Origin of the sequence: Burkholderia cenocepacia (assembly GCF_900446215.1) — a bacterium.
Lineage (GTDB): Bacteria > Pseudomonadota > Gammaproteobacteria > Burkholderiales > Burkholderiaceae > Burkholderia > Burkholderia cenocepacia.
On sequence record NZ_UAQZ01000013.1, the window covers coordinates 243,773 to 267,606 of the forward strand.

Annotated in this window: 21 protein-coding genes; 13 read left to right on the forward strand and 8 right to left on the reverse strand. The window is 68.0% G+C overall.

Translation table 11 applies throughout. The features are described from left to right. Positions 1-88: 88 nt before the first annotated feature. Positions 89-274 (reverse strand): hypothetical protein, encoded by a 186-nt coding sequence (locus tag DTA15_RS23650; RefSeq protein WP_006479215.1) that lies wholly within the window; start codon positions 272-274, stop codon positions 89-91. 225 nt (positions 275-499) lie between these two features. Continuing rightward, on the reverse strand, positions 500-673 hold the full coding sequence (locus tag DTA15_RS38660) for a hypothetical protein (protein ID WP_006495012.1): 174 nt from the start codon (positions 671-673) through the stop codon (positions 500-502). A gap of 281 nt (positions 674-954) precedes the next feature. On the opposite strand from DTA15_RS38660, the gene DTA15_RS23655 reads away from it, so the two are divergent. The 7 genes from DTA15_RS23655 (at position 955) to DTA15_RS23690 (ending at position 8,626) form a co-directional block, all read left to right on the forward strand. Next, positions 955-2,370 (forward strand): TolC family protein, encoded by a 1,416-nt coding sequence (locus DTA15_RS23655; RefSeq protein ID WP_012493282.1) that lies wholly within the window; start codon positions 955-957, stop codon positions 2,368-2,370. A 488-nt stretch (positions 2,371-2,858) separates the two neighbouring features. Then, positions 2,859-3,896 carry an aliphatic amidase gene (locus DTA15_RS23665; RefSeq protein ID WP_006481691.1) on the forward strand — a complete coding sequence of 346 codons (1,038 nt, stop codon included), beginning with the start codon at positions 2,859-2,861 and terminating at the stop codon, positions 3,894-3,896. Between the two features lie 68 nt (positions 3,897-3,964). Then, complete coding sequence (locus DTA15_RS23670; protein WP_006481687.1) at positions 3,965-4,447, forward strand: AmiS/UreI family transporter; 483 nt, start codon at positions 3,965-3,967, stop codon at positions 4,445-4,447. After that, positions 4,447-5,280: a CbbQ/NirQ/NorQ/GpvN family protein gene (locus DTA15_RS23675; RefSeq protein WP_006495014.1), complete on the forward strand. Its 834-nt coding sequence runs from the start codon at positions 4,447-4,449 to the stop codon at positions 5,278-5,280. The genes DTA15_RS23670 and DTA15_RS23675 overlap by 1 nt, the downstream gene beginning before the upstream one ends. Continuing rightward, positions 5,277-6,833, forward strand: coding sequence for a nitric oxide reductase activation protein (locus DTA15_RS23680; protein WP_006481686.1), 1,557 nt, complete (start codon positions 5,277-5,279; stop codon positions 6,831-6,833). The genes DTA15_RS23675 and DTA15_RS23680 overlap by 4 nt, the downstream gene beginning before the upstream one ends. A 32-nt stretch (positions 6,834-6,865) precedes the next feature. Further along, positions 6,866-8,008, forward strand: coding sequence for a transporter substrate-binding domain-containing protein (locus DTA15_RS23685; RefSeq protein ID WP_006495016.1), 1,143 nt, complete (start codon positions 6,866-6,868; stop codon positions 8,006-8,008). Between the two features lie 6 nt (positions 8,009-8,014). Beyond that, positions 8,015-8,626 carry an ANTAR domain-containing response regulator gene (locus DTA15_RS23690; RefSeq protein WP_006481676.1) on the forward strand — a complete coding sequence of 204 codons (612 nt, stop codon included), beginning with the start codon at positions 8,015-8,017 and terminating at the stop codon, positions 8,624-8,626. Positions 8,627-8,765: 139 nt separating this feature from the next. Here DTA15_RS23690 and ggt read toward each other — a convergent pair whose 3' ends face one another. Beyond that, entirely contained in the window at positions 8,766-10,487 is a 1,722-nt protein-coding gene (gene ggt / locus DTA15_RS23695; protein WP_011547886.1) for a gamma-glutamyltransferase, read from the reverse strand. Positions 10,488-10,886: 399 nt separating this feature from the next. Here ggt and DTA15_RS23700 point away from each other — a divergent pair, with 399 nt between their 5' ends. The 3 genes from DTA15_RS23700 to DTA15_RS23710 all read left to right on the forward strand — a co-directional run bounded on the left by DTA15_RS23700 (position 10,887) and on the right by DTA15_RS23710 (position 17,502). Continuing rightward, entirely contained in the window at positions 10,887-11,411 is a 525-nt protein-coding gene (locus tag DTA15_RS23700) for a metal-dependent hydrolase (protein ID WP_006481682.1), read from the forward strand. Positions 11,412-11,623: 212 nt separating this feature from the next. After that, a complete protein-coding gene (locus DTA15_RS23705) occupies positions 11,624-16,087 on the forward strand; it encodes a DEAD/DEAH box helicase (protein ID WP_006481681.1) in 4,464 nt (1,487 codons plus the stop codon). A 140-nt stretch (positions 16,088-16,227) separates the two neighbouring features. Further along, positions 16,228-17,502, forward strand: a complete 1,275-nt coding sequence (locus tag DTA15_RS23710) for an APC family permease (RefSeq protein WP_006481679.1) — start codon at positions 16,228-16,230, stop codon at positions 17,500-17,502. A gap of 95 nt (positions 17,503-17,597) precedes the next feature. Here the strand turns inward: DTA15_RS23710 and DTA15_RS23715 are convergent, their stop codons facing one another. The 4 genes from DTA15_RS23715 to DTA15_RS23730 form a co-directional block, all read right to left on the reverse strand. Then, the gene (locus DTA15_RS23715; RefSeq protein ID WP_012493280.1) at positions 17,598-17,894 is read right to left on the reverse strand and encodes an XRE family transcriptional regulator; all 297 of its coding nucleotides are present in this window, start codon (positions 17,892-17,894) and stop codon (positions 17,598-17,600) included. A 74-nt stretch (positions 17,895-17,968) separates the two neighbouring features. Continuing rightward, the gene (locus tag DTA15_RS23720) at positions 17,969-18,328 is read right to left on the reverse strand and encodes a type II toxin-antitoxin system RelE/ParE family toxin (RefSeq protein WP_012493279.1); all 360 of its coding nucleotides are present in this window, start codon (positions 18,326-18,328) and stop codon (positions 17,969-17,971) included. 132 nt (positions 18,329-18,460) lie between these two features. Beyond that, entirely contained in the window at positions 18,461-19,447 is a 987-nt protein-coding gene (gene pcaQ, locus DTA15_RS23725) for a pca operon transcription factor PcaQ (protein WP_012493278.1), read from the reverse strand. Positions 19,448-19,524: 77 nt separating this feature from the next. Continuing rightward, positions 19,525-20,262 (reverse strand): helix-turn-helix domain-containing protein, encoded by a 738-nt coding sequence (locus tag DTA15_RS23730; protein ID WP_006481688.1) that lies wholly within the window; start codon positions 20,260-20,262, stop codon positions 19,525-19,527. Positions 20,263-20,382: 120 nt separating this feature from the next. On the opposite strand from DTA15_RS23730, the gene DTA15_RS23735 reads away from it, so the two are divergent. From DTA15_RS23735 to pcaG, 3 genes are all read left to right on the forward strand, one after another. Continuing rightward, entirely contained in the window at positions 20,383-20,949 is a 567-nt protein-coding gene (locus DTA15_RS23735; RefSeq protein WP_006492956.1) for a YiiX/YebB-like N1pC/P60 family cysteine hydrolase, read from the forward strand. Positions 20,950-21,224: 275 nt separating this feature from the next. Continuing rightward, a complete protein-coding gene (gene pcaH / locus DTA15_RS23740) occupies positions 21,225-21,932 on the forward strand; it encodes a protocatechuate 3,4-dioxygenase subunit beta (protein WP_006489685.1) in 708 nt (235 codons plus the stop codon). Between the two features lie 3 nt (positions 21,933-21,935). After that, positions 21,936-22,529 carry a protocatechuate 3,4-dioxygenase subunit alpha gene (gene pcaG / locus DTA15_RS23745; RefSeq protein ID WP_006489689.1) on the forward strand — a complete coding sequence of 198 codons (594 nt, stop codon included), beginning with the start codon at positions 21,936-21,938 and terminating at the stop codon, positions 22,527-22,529. Positions 22,530-22,997: 468 nt separating this feature from the next. On the opposite strand, the gene DTA15_RS23750 is transcribed toward pcaG, so the two are convergent. Next, on the reverse strand, positions 22,998-23,777 hold the full coding sequence (locus DTA15_RS23750; RefSeq protein WP_006489688.1) for an AraC family transcriptional regulator: 780 nt from the start codon (positions 23,775-23,777) through the stop codon (positions 22,998-23,000). Positions 23,778-23,834: the final 57 nt, after the last annotated feature.

The window sequence follows — 23,834 nt, forward strand, 5'->3', positions numbered from 1 at the left end:
TGGCGGGTCGTGCGCGATACGCATGAGGCGCAGCCGGCGCTACCGGCCGCGACGGAAGATCGGCGTTACCGGCCGCTCGGCGGGCCGCTCAGCGCGACGAGCCGAGCGACATCCGGAACTGTTCGACGGCGTGGGCCTGGTACTGGGTCATCAGTCCTTGCAGCGTGGTCCCGATCGACTGATTGACGAGATCGACCGTATAGGCGGCCGAGTTGGAGTAAAGCGACGCGCCGCCCCGAATCTGGCGGGCCTGTTCTTCCGTGATGTCTCGCATTTGTTGTGGCCTTTATATTGTCGGAATGCCAACAGCCGTCGGCCAATTGCAAGCTCAATGGCCGTTCACTTTATTACGGCGATAATCCGGCACTCCCGCCTCCTGACAATCGCCCGATTTCGAAATAATGCATTTCGAAGTCACTTTATATCCACTGCGGCGATCGATTCTTTTCCTTCTGTTTCGCAGCATCTGACGCGGGGGGCGCCTCCCCGCGCACGGCGGTTACTTGCCGGTGTTATTGAACGTCTTCGGGTTCTGCAGGTAATTGCCGAGGCTCGGCAGGAATTGGCCGAGCGCGGTCACCACCGGCGCGGCGTCAACGGCGAGGCTACCCAGCGAGCTGATCGCACCGCCGCCATGCACATTCCTGACCTGTTCCGTCGTCATGACCTTCATCATTCTCTCCTCGTAAAAAATAAAGATGATGCAAAGAACCTTCATTGAAAGACCAACGGCTTTTAATCCCGAGCGACTTGTTAATCTAATAATCACTGCGATTACCAGCCGAAATCAGGCTATCATGCGGGCGCGTCGGAATTCAATGGAGGACACACTCTTACAGCCGTATTTTCCGATGCACGGCGAGTAGCAGGCATTCACGCTGTTTGTATTTCAATTTCAAAACGTTTAAATCCCGCCGCAATGCATTGCGGCACGGACAGGAGACGGAGACGGCCATGTTTGAAACGAGGCGCACGAATCGCGGGTCGGCGACACCGGATGCGGGTATTTCCCTATCAAGATTTTCGACTAGGTGGAATCCCCGACTTGCAACCATGACATTGTTCGCTGTAACGATAGTCGGCGTGCCGGCACACGCTCGTGCGTTCTGCCTCGATACCGCCTACCAGTACGCGTCCGTGCACGATCCGCGCTACCTGCAAGCCCGCAGCGAATACGACGCGGCCCGCCAGAAATTCCCCGAGGCGCGCGCGCAGATGCTGCCGCAGGCTGCCGCGCAGCTCGAATGGGGGCGCTACGGCACGCACGCGAACCTGTTCGGCATCGACGTCAGCGGATCGAGCAACGCGGCATACGGTTCCGCGCAGGTGACGCAAGCGCTGTTCAACGTGCCCTACCTGTACGACATGCGGCGCGCGACCGAGTACGAGGAATCGGCGAAGCAGAAACTGGAAGTCGCGAAGCAGGACCTGATCCTGCGAGTCGCGAATGCGTGCTTCGATCTGCTGAGCGCGCGCGAGAAACTGCAATCGGCCGACGACGAAGTCAGCGCGCTCACGCGGCTCGAAAGCGACACGCGGCGCATGGCGCAGCTCGGGATGAAGACGATCGGCGACACCGCCGAGATCGAGGCGCGCCGCAGCCTCGCGCAATCCGACGAAGCGCTCGCGCAGACCGACGTCGACGCGCGGCGCGCGCGTTACGAGACGTTGCTCGGCTCGACGATCGATTTCGCGCGCTGGCCGCGGCTCGCGATGCGCGGGTCGTCGCCGCGCATTCCGTCCGGCGACTACGCGCCGCAGGACAACCCCGCGTACCGGCAGGCCTATCGCGACGTCCAGGTCGCGCGCCTTGCCGCGAAGCGCGTCAGCGCCGAGCACTTGCCGACCGTCGACCTGTTCGCGTCGTATTCGCGCGGACTCAACCCGAACCTGCGCGGGCTCACCGATCGCTCGGACTTCCATCAAAGCGCGGTCGGCGTGCAGGTGACGATCCCGATCTTCTCCGGCGGTAGCGTGTACTACCGGCAGGTCGAGGCCGAGCACGTGACCGAGCAGTATCGCAACCGGCTGCGCGAGGTCGAGGAGCAACTGAGCACCGATCATCGCGAGGCGTTGTCCGCGCTCGAATCGGTCGGCAAGCGCATTCGCGCGCTGCAGCAGTCGCTGCAGGCCGCGCGGCTCGCGTACGATTCGTCGATGAAGGCGCACCAGGTCGGCTACAGCACGACGTACGAAACGCTGAACCTGCGGCGCGACATCTCGGGCATCCGGCAGAAGCTGTTCGACAGCTATCTCGATGCGCTGAAGTTGCAGTTGAAGCTGAAAAGCGTGCTCGGCACGCTCGACGAACAATCGCTGATCGCGGTGGACACTTTCCTCGAAAGCAACGCGGCGAACGATCGGAGCTGAACGCGTCTCGGCGTATATCGCGGGGATCGAATAAAGTTGCGTACACAACTTTATAGCGGTGCGCCGATGCACCGGCCGATTGCTTCGGCGACACCGTTGCATCGCGATTGCCGCGCGTCGCTCCCGGCAAACTTGCGTCCGACCCCGCACGAGCGCGCCACGCAATGCGCGGTCCCGGCCGCACGTCGGGCCGCTCGCCCCGCCTTCACGACGTGCAGGGGTATACGCGATGTTGCGTCCGAAAAAAACTTTGCATAGAGTGCATCCCATCGATCCGGCGGACAAAGACGTCCCACGATCGTGCGCAGCGCGAGCCCGATAGCCCGCGCTTCGCCGGCCGCGCATCCGGCCACTCATCCGCATTCCCGTTATCCGACAGCGTTGTCGGATGAACGGACCGGCAAAGAAGCCCTTGCCTCGCTCGTCGAGGCAAGGGCTTTTTTTTGCCTTTCGAAAACGCACGTCTTCACCCGAACCAGGAGCACACCATGCGTCATGGCGATATTTCCAGCAGCAACGACGCCGTCGGCGTCGCCGTCGTCCAGTACAAGATGCCGCGCCTGCACACCCGCGCCGAGGTGATCGCGAACGCCCGCGAAATCGCGGAGCGCGTGGTCGGCATCAAGCGCGGCCTGCCCGGCATGGATCTCATCGTGTTTCCCGAGTATTCGACCCACGGGATCATGTACGACGCGAAGGAGATGTACGACACGGCATCGACGATCCCCGGCGAGGAAACCGACATCTTCGCGGCCGCGTGCCGCAAGGCCAACGTGTGGGGCGTGTTCTCGCTGACCGGCGAACGCCACGAGGAGCACCCGAACAAGGCGCCGTACAACACGCTCGTGCTGATCGACAACCGGGGCGAGATCGTGCAGAAGTACCGCAAGATCATGCCGTGGGTGCCCGTCGAAGGCTGGTATCCGGGCAACTGCACGTACGTCGCCGACGGGCCGAAGGGGCTCAAGATCAGCCTGATCATCTGCGACGACGGCAACTATCCGGAGATCTGGCGCGATTGCGCGATGCGCGGCGCCGAGCTGGTCGTGCGCTGCCAGGGCTACATGTACCCGGCAAAGGATCAGCAGGTGCTCGTGTCGAAGGCGATGGCGTTCATGAACAACTGCTATGTCGCGGTCGCGAACGCATCCGGGTTCGACGGCGTGTATTCGTATTTCGGGCACTCGGCGATCGTCGGCTTCGACGGCCGCACGCTCGGCGAATGCGGCGAGGAAGAAAACGGCGTGCAGTATGCGGAACTGTCGGTGAGCCTGATCCGCGACGCGCGCCGCAACATGCAGTCGCAGAACCACCTGTACAAGCTGCTGCACCGCGGCTACACCGGCAAGATCGGCTCCGGCGAATCGCCGAACGGCGTCGCGCAATGCCCGTTCGAGTTCTACGCGAACTGGGTGAACGATCCGGACGGCACGCGCCAGGCCGTCGAGCGCCTGACGCGCGCGACACCCGGCACGCCCGAATGCCCGATCGAAGGCATTCCGTCCGAAGCGCCCGCGCACCGCTGAGCCCGCGCATTGCCCGGCCGTTCGCGCCGCCCGCGCGAACGGCTCCGCCCCACTCTGGAGCCTTCATCATGCTCGGTGTCGCTCTCTTCTTCATCGGCGCGGTGCTGGTCGTCAACGGCGTCGCGCTCACCGGCCGCATCGAACCGCGCGACGCGGCCGGCCTGAACCTGCTCGTCGGCTTGCTCGCGCTGCTGATCAACCTCGCCGGACTCGTGCAGGCATCGACGCCCCCGCAGTATTTCTCGAGCGCGGGCGGCCTGCTGTTCGCGTTCACGTACCTGTATCTGGCGGCCGTCCAGTGGCGCGGGCTGCAAGGCGCGGGGCTCGGCTGGTACTGCCTGTTCGTCGCGATCAGCGCGCTCGTCTATGCGGGCACGTCGCACGACGTGCGCTTCGGTGCGATGTGGCTGCTGTGGTCGAGCCTGTGGTTCCTGTTCTTCGTCGCGCTCGGGCTGAAGCGGCGCGTACGCTTCCTGCCCGGCTACACGATCGCGATCGGTGTCGGCACCTGCTGGTTGCCCGGCATGCTGATGATGACGGGGAGGTGGTGATGAGCGCACGCGATACGCCGCTGGCCGCCGATCCGCTCGCCGGACACCGCATCGTCGACGCGCCGTTCTACCAGCCGGCCGGCGCCGAAGCCGACTGGTTCGAGACGGCCTGCCGCCAGCGCCTGCCGGTCCTGCTGAAAGGGCCGACCGGTTGCGGCAAGACGCGTTTCGTCGAGTACATGGCGTGGCGCATGGGCCTGCCGCTGATCCAGGTCGCGTGCAACGACGATACGTCCGCGGCCGACCTGACGGGCCGGCACCTGCTCGACGCCGACGGCACCTACTGGGCCGACGGGCCGCTCACGCTCGCCGCGCGGCATGGCGCGATCTGCTATCTCGACGAGATCGTCGAGGCGCGCCCCGACGCGACGGTCGTGATCCACCCGCTGACCGACTCGCGGCGCGTGCTGCCGCTCGACCGGCTCGGCGAAGTCGTGCATGCGCATCCGGATTTCCATCTGGTGATCTCGTACAACCCCGGCTATCACGGCGAACACCGGCGACTGAAGCCGTCGACGCGGCAACGCTTCGTCGCGATCGACTTCGGCTATCCGGACGCCGCGCACGAGGCCGAGGTCGTCGTGCGCGAAAGCGGCGTCGATCGCGACACCGCGCGCCGGCTCGTCGATCTCGCGCAGCGCACGCGTGCGCTGGCCGGCGACGGGCTCGACGAAGGCGCCTCGACGCGCCTGCTCGTGCACGCGGCCCGGCTGATCGTCGCGGGGCTCGCGCCGCTCGACGCGTGCCGGATCGCGATCAGCGACGCGGCGACCGACGACGCCGACACGCGGGCCGCGCTGCAGACGATGGCCGCCGCGCACTTCGCGACATGAGCGCGCTGCACCTCGCCCGCTTCCTGCACGGGATGACCGCGCACGAGACCGACGTGCGGCTCGACGATGCGGCGCTGCGTGCGACGCTCGGCCATGCGGCGCTGCGCGTGCCGGGTACGCTGCCGCCCGCCGCGCGCATCGCGGCGGCCGCGCACGCGCTCGCGCACTGGCTGCATTCGCCGGCGGGCGAACCGGCCGACACACTGACGCCGATCGGTATCGCGGTCGCCGGGTTGATCGAGGATGCGCGTGTGGAGGCGCTGCTCGTCCGCACGTGGCCGGGGCTGGCGACGTTCTGGGCGCCGGCTTTCGCACCGATCGACCGCGAAGGGCTCACGTTCGGCCGCCTGTGCGCCCGGCTCGCGAAGGCGCTGTTCGATCCGTCGTATCGCGACGGCAACCCGTGGGTCGACAAGGGCGCGCAGTGGTTCGCGGAACGGCGCGACCGGCTCGACGACTACCGCGCATTCCGCACGATCGCGTCGCGGCTCGCGAACGATCTCGGCCAGATGCGCGTGCGCTTCGAGCCCGACGACGGCGCGTGGCTGCCGTATCGCGACGACAACGCGTGGCTGTGGGCGCAACCCGCCACCGCGGCCGAACAGGCGGGCCACGCAGGCATCGAGATGTCGGCGGCGACCGGCGGCCAAAGCGACGAACCCGACGACGAGCCTCGATCGGCACCCGATGCGCCGCGCTATCCCGAATGGAATTGCCACACGCAGCGCGAGCGCCGCGACTGGACGACCATCGTCGAGCGCGCGCCCGTCACGTCGGCTCCGCCGCGCTCGCTGGCCGCGCTGATCGAGGCCGACCGGCGCACGGCGAAGCGGCTACCGTCGCCGCGTGCGTCGGAACCGATGCGGCGCGTCGGCCGCCAGCTCGATGGCGACGCGCTCGACGTCGACGCGGCGATTGCCGCCCGCATCGCGCGCCGCGCCAGGCAAGCGCCCGATCCGCGCGTGTTCCGTCGCCGCGTGCCCCACGACGCGCGCGGGCCCGTGCTGATCCTGCTCGACCTGTCCGCATCGACGGCCGCACAGGTCGCCGCGCTCGAAAAACGCGCCGCGTTCGTGCTCGGCGACCTGTTCGACCGGCAGCGACGGCGCTGGGCCGTGCACGGCTACACGTCCGACGGCCGGCATCGCGTGTACTACGCGCGCTTCAAGGATTTCGGCGACGCGTTCGACACCGGCCGTCGCGCGGCGCTGCTCGCGGCCGACGCCGGGATGAGCACGCGCACCGGCGCGGCACTGCGTCATGCGCTTGCGCTGCTGCGTCGCGAAGCGGCAAGCGCGCGCGCCGCCGTGCTGATGATCGGCGACGGCGAAGCCGCCGACATCGACGTGTTCGACCCGCGCTATCTCGTCGAGGATGCGCGCCACGCGGTGCGCCAGGCCCGGCAGCGCGGCGTCGCGATCGCGGGTTTGTCGTTCGGCGCGCCGCCGGGGTTGTCTACAATACTCGGCGTCGGCCCCGGCTGCGTGCATGCGGCGACCGGCGACGCCCTGCCCGCCGTCGTCGCGCACGCGGCCGGGCGGTTGAGCGCATGACGGCCCTCCCCGGAACAGACAGGACAGACCGAATGAACAGTGTGAAGGTTGGCGTATTGTTCTCGCAGAGCGGATGCACGTCGCACCTCGGCCAGAGCCAGTTGCGCGGCACGCTGCAGGCGATCGCCGAGATCAACGAAGCGGGCGGCGCGAACGGCTGCGAGATCGTGCCCGTCGTGCGCGATGCGTGCTCGGACCCGGCCGTCTACGCACGGCTCGCCGACGAGCTGATCGCCACCGAACGCGTGAACGTGCTGTTCGGCGGCTACATGTCGAGCAGCCGCAAGGCGCTGATTCCGATCGTCGAGAAGTGGGACAAGCTGCTGTTCTACCCGACGCTCTACGAAGGCTTCGAGTTCTCGCCGAACGTGATCTACACCGGCGCCGCGCCGAACCAGAACAGCGTGCAGCTCGCCGCGTTCATGACCGCGCAGTTCGGCGCGCGCGTGTACCTGGTCGGCTCCGACTACATCTATCCGTACGAGTCGAACCGCATCATGATCGACCTCGTCACGCAGCATCCGGAAGGTCAGATCCTCGGCGAGGTATACATGCCGCTCGTCGCGTCCGAGCAGGATTTCGCGGCGGTGGTCGAGGACATTCGCGCGAAGGCGCCCGACTTCGTGTTCAGCACGCTGGTCGGCGACAGCACGGCCGCGTTCTACCGCGCGTATGCGCAAGCCGGCCTCGACGCACGCAAGATGCCGATCGCGAGCCTGACGACGTCCGAAATCGAGCTCGGCCAGATGGGCGCGGCCGCGGCCGGCCACTACACGTCGTCACCCTATTTCCAGACCATCGATTCCGACGTGAACCGGCGCTGCATCGCGCAACTCAAGGCGCGCTTCGGCGACGACGCGAGCGCGTCCGCGCCGTGGGAAGCCGCGTATTTTCAGGTCCATCTGTTCGCCAATGCGCTCGCACGCGCCGGCACCGACCAGCGCGACCGGCTCGTCGAGCATCTCGCGGATGCGGAATTCGATGCGCCGCAGGGCCGCGTGAAGATCGACCGGCTCACGCAGCACACGTGCCTGTACCCGCGCATCGGCTGCGCGACGGCCGACGGCAATTTCACGATCGTGCGCGAAGCGACGCGCCGCGTGCATCCCGACCCGTACCTCGTCACGCACTCGCTCGGCGACCGCGTGCACGCGCCCGACGAACTGAAGGCGTAACCGACGATGCGCGCCCGCACCCCGATCCGCTCGACGCCCCGCCTGCTCGCCGAACTGCGTTCGCTGCGCGTGATGGTGTACTACCCGGACGACGACAACGGCCTGCTGCTCGTCGAGCAACTGTCGCGCATCGGCTGCCCGAGCGAGCAGCGCTGGCCGCCGCCCGCGACGCTGCCGGAAAGCGTCGATCTCGTGATTCTCGCGGTACGGCCCGACCTGCTGCACCTGTCGATCCCGTGGCTCGAGGACGACGCACGGCCGCCGCTCATCGCCGTCACGACCTACGAGAGCCCGACCATCCTCGAACTGATGCTGCGCATCGATGCGCAGAGCGCGGTCACGACGCCGGTGCGCTCGTTCGGCCTGTTGAGCGCGATGGCGCTCGCGTGTCATCAAAGCCGCCGGCACGACGAATACCGGCGCCGTATCGCGCAACTCGAACAGCGCGCGATGTCCGTGCGCACGCTGCAGGAAGCGAAGGCGCTGCTGATGCAGCACAACGCGATCAGCGAGGAAGAGGCGTATCAACAGATCCGCACGCAGGCGATGGAGCGGCGCATCTCGATCAATCAGCTCGCCGAGCAGATCGTGCAGGCGCATGCGTTGCTGAAGCGGTGATGCATTCGGCAAATGCTCCTACACGATTGAATTTCAAACATACACACCCTGCCAATAATTCAGGCAATAAAAAAGCCGCCTGATATTCCGGCGGCTTCTGCTCCAGTCGGCACGATCACTGCAACGGATCGTACACGAGTCAACGAATGATCCGCGTCACGCCCCGTCCGCGCGGATCGGCCATCGCCTCCGGCGTCTTGCCGTCGATCTTGATGACCTGGATGTCGCCGCTGAAATCCTGCCCCTTCAGCGTATAGCCGCGTGCCTCGATCTGCTTCGCGAGTTCGCCTTCGATCGGATGGTACGGCTCCCAGAAGATCGTGTTCGGCGGCAGCAGCTGGTGATGGAACCGCATCGCGCCGACCGCTTCCTTCAACGGCATCTTGAAGTCGTAGATGTTGTTGATCACCTGGAAGATCGACGTGAAGATGCGCGAGCCGCCCGGCGTGCCGATCACCAGCGACACCTTGCCGTCCTTCGTCATGATCGTCGGCGACATCGACGACAGCGGGCGCTTCTTCGGTTCGATCGCGTTCGCGTCGCTGCCGACCACGCCGAACATGTTCGCGACGCCCGGCTTCGCGGAGAAGTCGTCCATCTCGTCGTTCAGCACGATGCCCGTGCCGTCGGCGATCACGCCCGAGCCGAAATAGCCGTTGATCGTGTACGTGTTCGACACCGCGTTGCCCCACTTGTCGACCACCGAGAAGTGCGTCGTTTCGGCCTTCTCCGGCATCGTCGTGCCGAGGCCCGGCTGCACGCTCTTCGTGTCCGACGGCTCCTTCGGGTTGACCTCGGCCGCGCGCTTCGCGATGTACGCGTCGTCGGTCAGCTGCGCGATCGGCACCTTGTAGAAGTCGGGGTCGCCGAGATACTGCGCGCGATCGGCGAACACGCGCTTCTCGATTTCCGCGACGAGGTGGATGTACTGCGGCGAGTTGAGCTTCACGCCCTCGAAGTCCTGCTTCAGGTCGGCCTTCATCTTCAGCAACTGCACGAGACCGATGCCGCCCGAGCTCGGCGGCGGCGCGGTGATCACGTCATAGCCGTTCCACTTTGCCTGCACCGGCTGGCGCCACACCGCGCGGTACTGCGCGAGATCCTCGGTCGTGATCAGCCCGTTGCCGTCGCCCGTCTTCATCGATGCGGCGATCAGTTCGGCCGTCTTGCCCTTGTAGAAACCTTCGGCGCCGCCGTCCGCGATGCGCGTCAGCACGTCGGCGAGATCGGGCTGCTTGAAGTTCGCGCCGGCCTTCAGCCCGGAAAAGTACTTGTCGAAGTTGGTCTTGCCGCCGAACTCCTTCGACGCGTCGACGCCGCGCTGCGCCAGTTGCTCGTCGACGACGAAGCCGTCGCGCGCATAGTGGATCGCCGGCGCGAGCACCTGCTTCCACTTCAGCTTGCCGAAGCGCTTCTGCGCTTCCCACATGCCCGCCACCGTGCCCGGCACGCCAACCGCGCGCGGGCCGTACAGGCTCATGCCCTTGACGACGTTGCCGTCCTTGTCGAGGTACATGTCCTTCGTCGCGGCGAGCGGCGCGCGCTCGCGGTAATCGATGAAGTACGGCTTGCCGTCCTTGTAGATCGTCATGAAGCCGCCGCCGCCGATGTTGCCGGCTTCCGGGTACGTGACGGCGAGCGTGAACGCGATCGCGACGGCCGCGTCGATCGCATTGCCGCCCTCCTTGAAGATCCGCTCCGCGGCATCCGCGCTGTACTTGTCGGCCACCGCCACCGCGGAACTCGTCAGGACCGCGGGCTGCGGCCCCTTCGCGTAAGCGGGCGCGTTCGGCAGGAAGCCGATGCCGGCCACCGTCGCCAGCACGGCAGCGGATGATTTGAAGCGATTCAGCGTAGTCATTGCATGTCCCCCATGTGGATCTCCTTCAGGCACGACGAGCACCTGATCCGTGGATGGCCGCTGGCGCGCCGACGACCATCTGCCGGCTTCGTAGTATAGGGGGACAAAAAGGGTCGAACACGCGACGGGCGACGAAAGCGTGGCGATTGTGTGCGCCCGGTCACGTTGCGGCGCCGCGACACGCACGCGGCTCGTTCGGTATCGCCCGCGGCGCGCGCCTTCGCGCACCGCACAAAAACCGAAAGTTGCGAACCGCGCGACGCGCCTCGCCGCCCGTGCAAAAAAATCTGCGAACGCCTCGCCCGCGGCATGGCCCGATCTGCGAAGATAGCGCCCCGCTTGCGCGCCGCATCATCGTTTCGTGCACGCGCCGCTTCACGTTTCTTCGTCTCGCTCCGTATGGCATCACACAACGCGCATCACGCATCCGGCTTCGCCGCCGGCGTCGCCGCCGCCGTCCTCGTCGCGCAAACCGGCGCCACCGGCCCGTGGCACTCGGGCATGCTCGCCGCGTTCGCGGCGGGCATCGCGGGCGGCACCGCGCCCGACTGGCTCGAAGTCGCATGGTGGAGCCGCAAGCGCCGCCTGTGGATCACGCATCGCACCATCACGCACTGGGGCGTCGGCTGGGTCGCGCTGCTCGCGCTCGGGTGGCACGGGCTCACTCATCATCCGCATCCGCTGTGGGCCGCGCCGCTGTTCGGCTTCGCCTGCGGCGGCGTGATGCACCTGCTCGCCGACTGGCCGAATCCGCTCGGCGTACCGTGGATCTGGCGGCGCCACTCGCTGAACCTGTGGAACAGCGGGCATTGCGACCTGATCGTCGTGGCCGCCGCCTGGGGCGGCACGCTGTGGCTCGCGCAATCGCTGTGGTCGCGTGCGCCGCTGATCGAACAGTGGCTCGGCTGGCTGCATCGCGTCTAGTTGCAATTCGACGCAATTCCGTGCGCGATCGGCGTGCCGACGCGCACGCAACTTTCGGTCCATTGAAAGCGCGCGGCGAGCCCCCACCTGAGCGTAAATCGTCGGCACGCATGCCCGGCACGCACCCGCGACGTCTGGCACACTGACGATTCGATTCGCGTGCGATGCGTCCGCGCGCTCGCATCCCGCTCGCACCCTATTTCAACGCTCCGATGGACGTCACAGCTACCCGCCCTGCCGCCCGTGCGCTCGACGTGTTCCACCCGGCCGTCGCCGCGTGGTTCACGCGCACGTTTGCCGCGCCGACCGGCGCGCAGGCACTCGCGTGGCCGCACATCAAGGCCGGCCGCTCGACGCTCGTCGCCGCGCCGACCGGCTCCGGCAAGACGCTCACCGCGTTCCTGTGCGCGCTCGACGATCTGGTGCGCGATGCGCTCGCGCACGACGGCACGCTGCCCGACGCGACGCTGGTCGTCTACGTGTCGCCGCTGAAGGCGCTGTCGAACGACATCCACGTGAACCTCGACGCGCCGCTCGCCGGCATCGCCGAATCGCTCGCGCAACTCGGCCTGCCGGTGCCGGCGATCCGCACCGCGGTGCGCACCGGCGACACGACGCAGGCCGAACGCGCCGCGCTGCGCAAGCGCGCGCCGCATATCCTCGTCACGACTCCCGAATCGCTGTACGTGCTGCTGTCGTCCACGTCGGGTCGCCAGATGCTGTCGAACGTGCGCTCGGTCATCGTCGACGAAATCCATGCGCTGGCGTCGTCCAAGCGCGGCAGCCATCTCGCGCTGTCGCTCGAACGCCTCGACGCATTGACCGGGCGCGCGCTGCCGCGCATCGGGCTGTCCGCCACGCAAAAGCCGATCGACGCGGTCGCGCGCTTCCTGGTCGGCGGGCCGGCCGACGCGCCGCGCGACTGCGCGATCGTCGACACCGGCCACACACGCGAGCGCGACCTCGCGCTGGAGCTGCCGAACGTGCCGCTCGAACCGGTGATGGCGACCGATGTGTGGGAACAGGTGTACGACCGCATCGCCGGGCTCGCGGCCGCGCATCGCACGACGCTGGTGTTCGTCAACACGCGCCGCACCGCCGAGCGCATGGCGCGCCATCTCGCCGACCGGCTCGGCAAGGACGCGATCGCCGCGCATCACGGCAGCCTGGCGAAGGAGCACCGCTTCGACGCCGAGCAGCGCCTGAAGCGCGGCGAACTGAAGCTGCTCGTCGCGACCGCGTCGCTCGAACTCGGCATCGACATCGGCGACGTCGATCTCGTCTGCCAGGTCGGCTCGCCGCGCGGCATCGCGCCGTTCCTGCAGCGCGTCGGCCGCTCGGGGCACCACGTCGGCGGCGTGCCGAAGGGGCGACTGTTTCCGCTGTCGCGCGACGAGCTGGTCGAATGCGCGGCGCTGCTCGATTGCGTGCAGCGTGGCGAACTCGATGCGCTGCGGATTCCCGAAGCGCCGCTCGACGTGCTCGCGCAGCAGATCGTCGCCGAAGTCGCGTGCACGGAATGGCAGGAGGACGCGCTGTATGCAAGCTTCACGCGGGCCGCGCCGTACGCCCGGCTGACGCGCGAGCGCTTCGACGAAGTGATGAAGATGCTCGCCGAGGGGTTCACGAGCCGTCGCGGCGTGCGCGGCGCGTACCTGCACCGCGACGTGGTCGGCGGCACGGTGCGCGGCCGCCGCAACGCGATGATGACCGCCACCACGTCCGGCGGCACGATCCCCGACATGGCCGACTACGCGGTGCTGCTCGAACCGCAGGGTATCCAGGTCGGCACCGTCAACGAGGATTTCGCGATCGAGAGCCTGGCCGGCGACGTGTTCCAGCTCGGCAACCAGTCGTACCGGATCATTCGTGTCGAAACGGGCCGCGTGCGGGTCGAGGATGCGCAGGGGCAATCGCCGAGCATTCCGTTCTGGCTCGGCGAGGGGCTCGGGCGCAGCGACGAGCTGTCGGCGGCGGTCGGCCGGCTGCGCGCGCGGCTCGACGCGCTGTTCGCGGAAGGCGACCGGCAGGTCGACAGCGGCGGGCGCAAGCGTGGCGGCGGCAACGCGGTAAGCAATGCGGCAACGGAAGCCGACGCACCAGCCGCAACGGGTACCGCGCTCGCCCCCGCCGACAGCCGCCTCGCGCCCGCGTTGCGCTGGCTCGTCGACGATCTCCACCTGTCGCCCGACGCCGCGCGCCAGATCGCCGACTACCTCGCGCGCACCCGCGCTGCGCTCGGCGCGTTGCCGACGCAGGACACGCTCGTGATGGAGCGTTTCTTCGACGAATCGGGCGGCACGCAGCTCGTGATCCATTCGCCGTTCGGCAGCCGGATCAATCGCGCATGGGGGCTCGCGCTGCGCAAGCGCTTCTGTCGCAACTTCAACTTCGAACTGCAGGCCGCCGCGACCGACGACGCGATCATCCTGTCGCTGTCGCTCGCGCACAGCTTCGCGCTCGACGAAGTGTGGCGCTACCTGCGTTCGGCCAGCGCCGAGCACGTGCTGATCCAGGCGCTGCTCGACGCGCCGATGTTCGGCGTGCGCTGGCGCTGGAACGCGACCACCGCGCTCGCGCTGCCGCGTTTCACCGGCGGCCGGCGCACCGCGCCGCAACTGCAGCGGATGAAAAGCGACGATCTGCTCGCGACGGTGTTCCCCGATCAGGTCGCGTGCCTCGAGAACATCGTCGGCGAACGCGAGATTCCGCATCATCCGCTCGTCGACCAGACGCTCGACGATTGCCTGCACGACGCGATGGACACCGACGGCTGGCTCGCGCTGCTGCGCCGGATCGAAAGCGGCGCGATCGAGCTCATCGCGCGCGACTTGCCCGCGCCGTCGCCGCTCGCGGCCGAGATCCTCAACGCGAAGCCCTACGCGTTCCTCGACGACGCGCCGCTCGAGGAGCGCCGCACGCAGGCCGTGCAGTCGCGCCGCTGGAGCGATCCCGAATCGGCCGACGATCTCGGCGCGCTCGACGTCGACGCGATCGACGCGGTGCGCGACGAAGCGTGGCCGCTCGTGCGCGACGCCGACGAAATGCACGATGCGCTGCTCACCCTCGCCTGCGTCGCCGACAGCGAGACGCATGCGCACGCAGGCTGGCCCGAGCGACTCGCGGAACTCGCGGAACGCCGCCGCGCGACGAAACTCGCGACGCCGGGCGGCGCCGCGCTGTGGGTACCGGTCGAACGGCTCGTCTGCCTGCGCGCGCTGCATCCCGACGCCCGCATGACACCCGCGCTCAAGGTGCCGGCCGCATGCGCGCAGCCGTGGGAAGCCGATGCCGCACTCGTCGACGTGATCCGCGCGCGGCTCACCGGCTTCGGGCCGCTCACGCTCGATGCGATCGCCGCGCCGCTCGGCCTGCCGCCCGCGTCGATCGCGACGGCGCTCGCGGCGCTGGAGCGCGAAGGCTACGTGATGCGCGGTCGCTTCACGCCGGGCGCGGCCACGGACGAATGGTGCGAACGCCACCTGCTCGCACGCATTCATCGCTATACGGTGAAGCGGCTGCGCCGCGAGATCGAGCCGGTCGAACGCGCCGATTTCATGCGCTTCCTGTTCCACTGGCAGCACCTGACACCCGACACGCGCGGCACCGGCCGCGACGCGCTGGCCGCCGTGGTCGAACAGCTCGAAGGCTACGAGGCGGCGGCAAGCGCATGGGAAGACGCGCTGCTGCCCGCACGGCTCACCGACTACACGGCGGGTGGCCTCGACGAGCTGTGCCGCTCGGGCAAGCTGGTGTGGACCCGCATCGGCGCACCGGCCCGCGCGGCCGGCACGCCCGTGAAGACGACGCCGATCGTGCTGCTGCCGCGCCGCCATCTTTCCGCGTGGCACGCGCTGCGCGACCCCGATGCGCAACCGGCGCTGTCCGCACGCGCCACGCAAGTGCGCGACGCGCTCGCCGCGCACGGCGCGATGTTCTTCGATGCCCTGCTCGACGAGCTACACATGCTGCCCGTCGAGCTCGAACAGGCGCTCGGCGAACTCGTGTCGGCCGGCCTCGTGAATGCGGACAGCTACGCGGGCCTGCGCGCGCTGCTGAAGCCGGCCGTCAAGCGCAGCGCGACCTATGCGCCCCGCACGCGACGCGGCGGCGCGCTGATCGGCGGGATGGACGATGCCGGCCGCTGGGCGCTCGTGCAGCGTCAGGCACCGTCGGACGACGACGCGCCCGCGCCGAAACGCGGCCTCGCCACGACCGATTCCGACGCGCTCGAACATATCGTGTGGACGCTGCTGCGCCGCTACGGCGTCGTGTTCTGGCGGTTGCTCGAACGCGAAGCCGACTGGCTGCCGAGCTGGCGCGAACTCGTGCGCGTGCTGCAGCGCCTCGAAGCACGCGGCGAGATTCGCGGCGGCCGCTTCGTCGCCGGGCTCGCGGGCGAGCAGTTCGCGCTGCCCGAGGCCATTCCGATCCTGCGTGAACTGCGACGGCAACCGGGCGATGGACAATACGTGTGCGTGACGGGCGCCGACCCGCTGAATCTCGCCGGCACGCTGCTGCCCGGCGACAAGGTGCCGGCGCTGGCCGGCAATCGCGTGCTGTTTCGCGATGGCGTGCCCGTCGCGTCGCTGGTATCGGGTACGTTCCACTACGCAGCCGACCTGTCGCCCGCCGCGCGCGAGGACGCACGGCTGCGGCTCGCGCGTTCCTGCTGACATCGGCTGACAGCCACGCGGCACCAGACTACTGAACGCGGGGCCGCGCGGTCGTCATCGTTCGGGTAGCATCGAACGATCGACCGCGCGGGCTTGCGCGCGTCGTCCATACAGAACAAGTTTTCCGGAGACTGCCGCTCATGCCTTCGCATGCCGATTCGCCCGCTGCTCACCACGCGGGTTCGCTGACCATTTTCCAGGGCGCCGCGCTTTATATCGGCGCGGTGCTCGGCACCGGCGTGATCGCGTTGCCCGCGCTCGCTGCCGAAGTCGCGGGGCCGGCGTCGCTGCTCGCGTGGGCGGCGCTCGTCGTGCTGTCCGGGCCGCTCGCGGCCACCTTCGCCGCACTCGGCGCCCGCTATCCCGATGCGGGCGGTGTGTCGACCTACGCGCGGCGCGCATTCGGCCCGAAGGCCGCGGCCATCGTCGGCTGGTGCTTCTATTTCGCGGTGCCGGCCGGCGCGCCGGCTGCCGCGATGTTCGGCGGCGCATACGTCGCGGCCGTCACGGGCGGCGGACACACGACGATCATTGTCACGGCCGCCGCGCTGATCGCGACCGTGTCGGCCGCGAATGCATTCGGCGTCACTGTGTCGGGCCGCATGCAGCTCGTGTTGTCGGTGCTGCTCGTCGCGCTGCTGCTCGCCGCGGTGCTTGCGTCGGCCCCGCATGCGCGCACCGCGAACCTGCATCCGTTCGCCCCGCACGGCTGGCTCGCGGTCGGCCAGGCCGCCGCGCTGCTCGTGTGGAGCTTCGCCGGCTGGGAAGCGATCACACATCTCGCCGCCGAATTCCGCCGGCCCGCACACGACATGCCGCGTTCGGCCGGCATCGCGGTCGTGGTCGTCGGGTTCCTGTATCTGTCGGTCGCCGCCGCGAGCGTGACGGTGCTCGGGCCTTCCGCGGGCGCATCGGGCGCGCCGCTCGCCGAACTGATCGCGGGCGGCATCGGCGGCCATGCGCAGGTGTTGGCGGCGGCTGCCGCGCTGCTGCTCACGCTCGGCACGATGAACGCGTATTTCGCGGGCGCGGCCAAACTCGGCGCGGCGCTTGGCCGCGATGGCGCGTTGCCTGCGTGGCTCGCGCAAGGCAGCCAGGTGGGCGGCGTGCCGCGCCGCAGCCTCGGCGTGATCGCCGTGCTCGCGGCCGTCGCGCTGGCCGCCACGGCGCTGTCGGACGTCGGGCCGAAGCCGCTCGTGCTCGTCACGTCCGGCTGTTTCGTGATGGTGTACGGGCTGGGCGCGGCGGCCGCGCTGAAGCTGCTGCCGCGCGGCGGCATCGCGTACCGCTGCGCATGGATTTCGCTCATTGCGGTGGCCGGGCTGTTCGTGACGACCGGCTGGTATTTCCTGTGCCCGCTGCTGCTCGCGGGCGGCGCGTTGCTTTACCTGCAGGTCACCGGCGCGCGTCGATGACCCGGCATGCGCACGCGGGCCGGCACCGGCCCGCTCGCCGCCCCGCCGCGTGAACAATCACGTCGCTCCGTCCGCGCGCCATTCGTTCGCGCCGGTCAGGCCGGCACCAGCTCGAAACTGAGCCGCTTGCCGAGCGCGGCGGCCGCGCTCGCGAGCGTCGCCAGCGTGAGGCTCGTGTCGGTTTCGTCGAGCAGACGGTTGAGCGCGGCGCGGCTGGTTTTCATCCGCGCGGCCATCGCCGTTTTCGTGATCTGCTGCGCCTTCATTTCCTGCCCGATCTGCCACGCGATCACGCGCTTGATCGCGGTGGCGGTGGCTGCTTCGAGATTGCCGTCCGCTTCGAGGAAGGCGTCGAAATCGCTGCCGATATACGGATTGTTCGTGGTCGTCATGTCGTACTCCAGGTGCATGGCGTTGCCGGCTGCCCGACCGTCGAAGACGGTATGCTCCAGCGTAACCGGGGAATTCAGATGGCGCGCGTCAGCGTTTTCAGGCGCGCGACGGTGACGTCGAGATCGTCCGACGGCGTGGCCCGCGACTGCTTGAAGAAGCCGTGCAGCAGCACCATCGTGTCGCCGACGACCGTGAACAGCACGCGTGCGCTTCGCCCCGGCACCGTCACGCGGATCTCCCACAGATCCTTCGCCATCTTCCGGACCAGCGGCATGCCGAGCGGCCAGCCGAGTTGAACGGTCTTGATCTCTTCGCCGATCGCCCTTCGCTCCACTCGCCCGAGCGCGTTGAGCCATTCGCGCACCGGCTCGTGGCCGCGGGCCGTCCGGAAGAACCGCACGCCGAGCGTGACCTGAATCTGCTGTCTCGCCATCGTCTTGTCGCCAATCGTATCAAAAACGGTACGATATGCCAAGCACCCGATGACGGCTACTGACCGGATGGCCAGTCCCGCAGCAAGAAAGAGAAACGAGATCGGGTCCGGCGCATCGCCAGGCCCGATGGATCAACGCTTGCCGCGAGCAGGCTTGCGCGCCGTGCGTGGTGCCCGGTGCGGGCGCGCATCGCCGAACCGCGACCGGGCGATGTCGCGCACCGCGTCGATCAGCGTCCGCGCGACCGGCGACGGCTGCGCATCGGTACGCAGCACGAGCCCGACCGGCTCGTCGGTGCCCGCCGACGGCAGCGGCAGGCGCGCCAGCGCACCGGCCGACAGATCGTATTCGGCGGCATAGAGCGGCACGAACCAGACCGCATCGTTCTCGAGCGCCAGCGCGCGCGCAACCGATACCGACAGCACCTCGATGAACGAATCCAGCGGCGGCGCGCCGCATGCGCCGAGCAGTTGCTCGGCCGACTGGCGGATCAACGTGCCGAACGGCGGCAGCACGACCGGATAGCGCGCCAGCTCGGCGGCCGGCGCCACGCTCGCGAGCAGCGGATGCCCGGCGCGCACGACCGCGACGAGCGGCTCGTTGTACAACTGCTCGAACGCGAGCCCGATCATTCGCTCCGGCTCCGACAGCCGGCCGATCGCGCATTCGATCGCGCCGGATTTCAGACGCTCGAGCAACTCGGCGTTCGCGGCCGTCGCGATCCGCACGACGATACGCGGCCAGCGCGCGGTCAACGCCTTCATCAAGGCCGGCGCAAGCGAGGCCGCGACGGTCGGCAGTATGCCGATTTCCAGCGTCGCGGCGGCGGCCCCGCCCTCGCGCGCCAGCAGCCCGACGCCCTGACGCAGCGCCAGCACGCACGCATTCGCGTGCGGCATGAACAGTTGCGCTTCGCGGGTCGGCTGCGCGCCGTGCCGGCCGCGCTCGAACAGCTTCACGCCGAGGATCGCCTCCAGCTCGGCGATCGTCTTCGACACGGCCGGTTGCGTGATCGACAGGCTTTCGGCCGCCTTCTGCACGCCGCCCAGCTGCGCGACCGCGAGAAAACACTGCAGGTGCCGAAATTTGACACGGCCGTCGGCGATACGGTTATTCATAACGGGTGGTTATGTTAATGACGATGAATCGCCATTTTGCATAACTTTCCGGAAAGGCCCAAGCGTTCGGGACGACGTCACCCGTGGCGCCGCAGCGCGTGGAATCCGGTCGGCTCCCAGATCCGTTTCGCGATCAGCAGGGCCGTGCCGTGCTTCTGCCCGAGCGGCGCGGACGACGACTCGGCATGCAGCGCCGCGGCCTTGCTGGCGAGCCGCCGCAGTTCCTGTTCGAGCTCGGCGGCGGCCGCGTCGGTCAGCATTCCCTGCAGGAACGTCATCGTCTCGCCCGGGCCGTCGAAGCGGCTGCCGAGAAAGTCGTCGAGCACGTGCGCATGGAAGTAGCGGCGAATCGGGCCACCCGGCAGCCAGTCGAAATCGCGCGCGACGCGCACGCGAATCCGGTCGCCGGGCAACAGCGCGATCACGTTCATCCGGTCGAGCATCAGCAGATATTTCACGCACTCGGCCTGCGTGAGCCGATAGGCCGACACGATGTCCTGCACGGTCCAGTAGTTGATCGCGCAGACGGCGACGAGCAGCAGTTTCTCGTCCGACACGAGCAACGCCTCCTGCGCCTCGGTCAGCACGCGCAGGCGCGGCGCGGACGCCGACGCCTCCTGCACGAGCTCGGCGAGCGTATAGCCGAGCAGTTGCGCGATCTCCGCGACGCGCTCCAGCGTGAAGCGGCCGCTCGCGAACAGCCGCTTCACGCTCGTCTCGGAGACGTCGAGCGCACGCGCGACGTCCCGGTAAGTCATTCCCTGCGCCTTCAGCTGGCGCTTCAGCGTTTCGATGAGTTGGGCAGTCTCGGTCATGTTGGTATCGAAAAATGATGCTCGTGGTCGGATATTAGGCTACTCGCGTATCCGCATCAGCACTTTTGGATACTTGTCTGCATAATCCGCTCCGTCCTGTCATGCAACGACGGAGCCGAAATGACCGCCCGAATCGACACAGCCGCCTGCGAATCGCACCACGCCGCCCCGCGCGGTGCACGCGCCACCGATCGCACGATGCCGCTCGCCACCGTACGCACGCTGGCGGCCGGCGCCCACGTCGGCGATCTCGTGTTCATCCGCGAGCGAGCCGGTGCACCGGATGCCGCGACGGGCGTGGCCGGCGCGTGGGCCAACCGCTTCGGCATCGTCGTCGATACGTCGGGCGACGAACCGGCGATCGCGGAGTCGACGGCGTTCGGATGGACGACGCTCACGCCGCTGTCGCGTTTCGTCGCCCGGACCGGCGGCGGACGCATCGCCCTGGCGCGCCGCGTCGCGGCGGCATCGGCCGACGCGCAACGCCACGTCCACGCGCTGGCCGAACGGCGAATCGATGCGCTGCTCGGCAGTCGCTTCAACCTGCGCGCGCGGCGCGGTTTCTGCGCGCAGTACGTGGCCGAGGTGCTCGGCGCCGGCCACGCGGCGACACCGTCGGCCCTGCTGCGCAGCGGCACGCTGGCGCTCGAATTCGACGGGATCGTGTTCGACGCCCGTCAGCCATGACGACGGGCACGCTCGGGGAGACCGGATAACAACGAGAACAAAAGAAAAAACAGCGACGGGCTGGCTGGAGGGCCGTGCACGGGGTCGTCACCGACGACGCGAAGCCCGATCGTTTTTTCCGCCGGACAGGCTTCCTGTCCGGCGGAATTTTCATTGCCGGGACGAACATAACGAATGGTTATGCGATTCGCGAAAAAAGGTCATTTTGCATAACTTTCCGGATTGGCTAAAGTCGTGGCCATCCACTTCGCGAAATACCTATCAGGAGACGCCCGATGGATTCCCCCACGATCCTCACGCCGCGCGACTGGCCGTCGCATCCGGCCTATGTCCATCCCGAGTACCGTTCGTCCGTGAAACGCGGCCCGACCCGCCCGCTGATCCCGCTGAAGGAGAAGTTGCGCGACCAGTACGCGCCCGTCTACGGCGCGGAAGATCTCGGCGCGCTCGACCACGATCTGACGAAGAACGCCGTGAAGAACGGCGAGCCGCTCGGCGAGCGGATGGTCGTCACCGGCCGCGTGCTCGACGAAGGCGGCAAGCCTGTGCGCAACACGCTCGTCGAGGTGTGGCAGGCCAATGCGGCCGGCCGCTACGTGCACAAGGTCGACCAGCACGACGCGCCGCTCGACCCGAATTTCCTCGGCGCCGGCCGTTGCCTGACCGACGACGAAGGCCGCTACCGCTTCCTGACGATCAAGCCCGGCGCGTATCCGTGGGGCAACCATCCGAACGCGTGGCGCCCGAATCACATCCATTTCTCGCTGTTCGGCGATTACTTCGGCTCGCGTCTCGTCACGCAGATGTATTTCCCCGGCGATCCGCTGCTCGCGTACGACCCGATCTTCCAGGGCACGCCGGAAGCCGCGCGCGATCGGCTGATCTCGCGCTTCTCGATGGACATCACCGAAGAAGGCTATGCGCTCGGCTACGAATTCGACATCGTGCTGCGCGGCCGCGACGCCACCCCGATGGAGCGCTGAACCATGACGACGCTGAAGCAAACCCCTTCGCAGACGGTCGGCCCGTACTTCGCGTACGGCCTGTGCCCGCAGCAATACGACTACGACCTGAAAAGCCTGTTCACGCCGACGATCGCCGCGGCGCACGCCGAAGGCGAGCATGTGCTGCTGGTCGGGCAGGTGTTCGACGGCGACAACAACGTGGTCGGTGACGCGGTGCTCGAATTCACGCAGGTGGACGGCGCGGGCCGCTACCCCGCGTCGCGCGACGACATCGCGACATCCGGCTTCACGGGCTTCGCGCGGGTCGGCACGGGCACCGACCCGCAGCAGCGCTTCGTTGTCCAGACGGTGAAGCCGGGCCGCGTCGCCGCCGACGAGGCGCCGCACATCAACGTGACCGTGATGATGCGCGGCATCCTCACCCATGCGTTCACCCGCGTGTACTTCGACGACGAAGCCGCCGCGAACGCGGTCGACCCCGTGCTCAACGCGGTGCCGGCCGAGCGCCGCGCGACGCTCGTCGCGAAACGCGATGCGCAGCCGGGCCGCCCGGTCGTCTACCGCTTCGACATCCGCATGCAGGGGCCGGAAGAAACCGTGTTCTTCGACGTTTGACGCACGCGCCGGCGCTTGCCGGCCCTGTGCGCCGGGTACAACCGCATCGCCGTGTGGCGCGATCCCGACAGGCATCGCGCCACACGGCGTTTTTGATGCGCCGTCGCGATCATTCGATGGTGCGCCGCATCGTGACCGACGGGGCTGCGGATGATTGCCCCATCGGCTTTCCGCCCCGATATCGAACGCGCGATCGAAACACATGCTGCGACAGCACATCAATCGTGGGGCCGACACGATATCGTTTGCGCGTTATGCGGCGTATGCTTCGTTATCCGCAAAGCACCGGCAGGATTGAATCGGAAGAAGCAACAATGACAGGCATCATGCGCGACGCTGCCCAGCCGGCGGCCCGCGCATTTTTTTCAGACAGAGTGCCTTTAAACGCGTCTGGCCGAAGGTGGCGGACGCGTATTTTTTTGGCGCGGCGGCCCGCGTACCAGCAGAGCCTGCGCCGGGTCGCGGCGCCTAGCGACGCATCTCCAGATAGCGGCTCGGCGTATCGCCCAGGATGCGGCGAAACGCCGACGTGAACGCACTCGCACTCGCGTAGCCAAGATCGAGCGCGACGCGCGTCACCGGCTGCCCGTCGGTCAGGCGGGCAATCGCCGCGAGCATGCACACCTGCTGGCGCCATGCGGCGAAACTCACGCCCGTCTGCGCGCGGAACTGCCGCGTGAACGTGCGGCGGCTCACGCCCGCGTCGGCCGCGACCCGGTCGAGATCGGCGTCGATCGACGGCGCCGCGAACAGGTGGCGGCACACCTTCGCCAGCCGTGCGTCGGCCGGCAGCGGCGCATGCAGCGAGAGGCGCGGCATCGTCGCGATTTCCGCGACCAGCAGATCCATCAGCTTGCCTGCGCGGCCGTCGACGTCGTACATCGCCGGCAGGTCGACCGCATCGTCGAGCAGTTGCCGCAGCAGCGGCGACACGCCATATACGCCGCACTGGGCCGGCAGGCCGGCCGCCTGCGCGGCATCGATGGACACGAACGCGTTGAGCATCGTGACCGGCCCGGCCATCGTCATTTCGTGCCGCACGCCGGCCGGCACCCAGCACGCGCGCTGCGGCGGCACCAGCCAGCGCCCGTGCGGCGTCGACACGCTGATCGTGCCGCGCGACGCGAACGCGAATTGCCCGCGCACGTGCGCGTGATCCGGAAACGTCGTGCCCGCCGCGAAGTCGTTGGCGAGCACGACCACGCTCCGGGGAATGTGTTCGTAGGGATCTAGCAGCGTATTTCTCACGGCTCGAATTCCATCATCAATGATCCGATATCAAAGGCCGGTCGCCTTCGAATGATC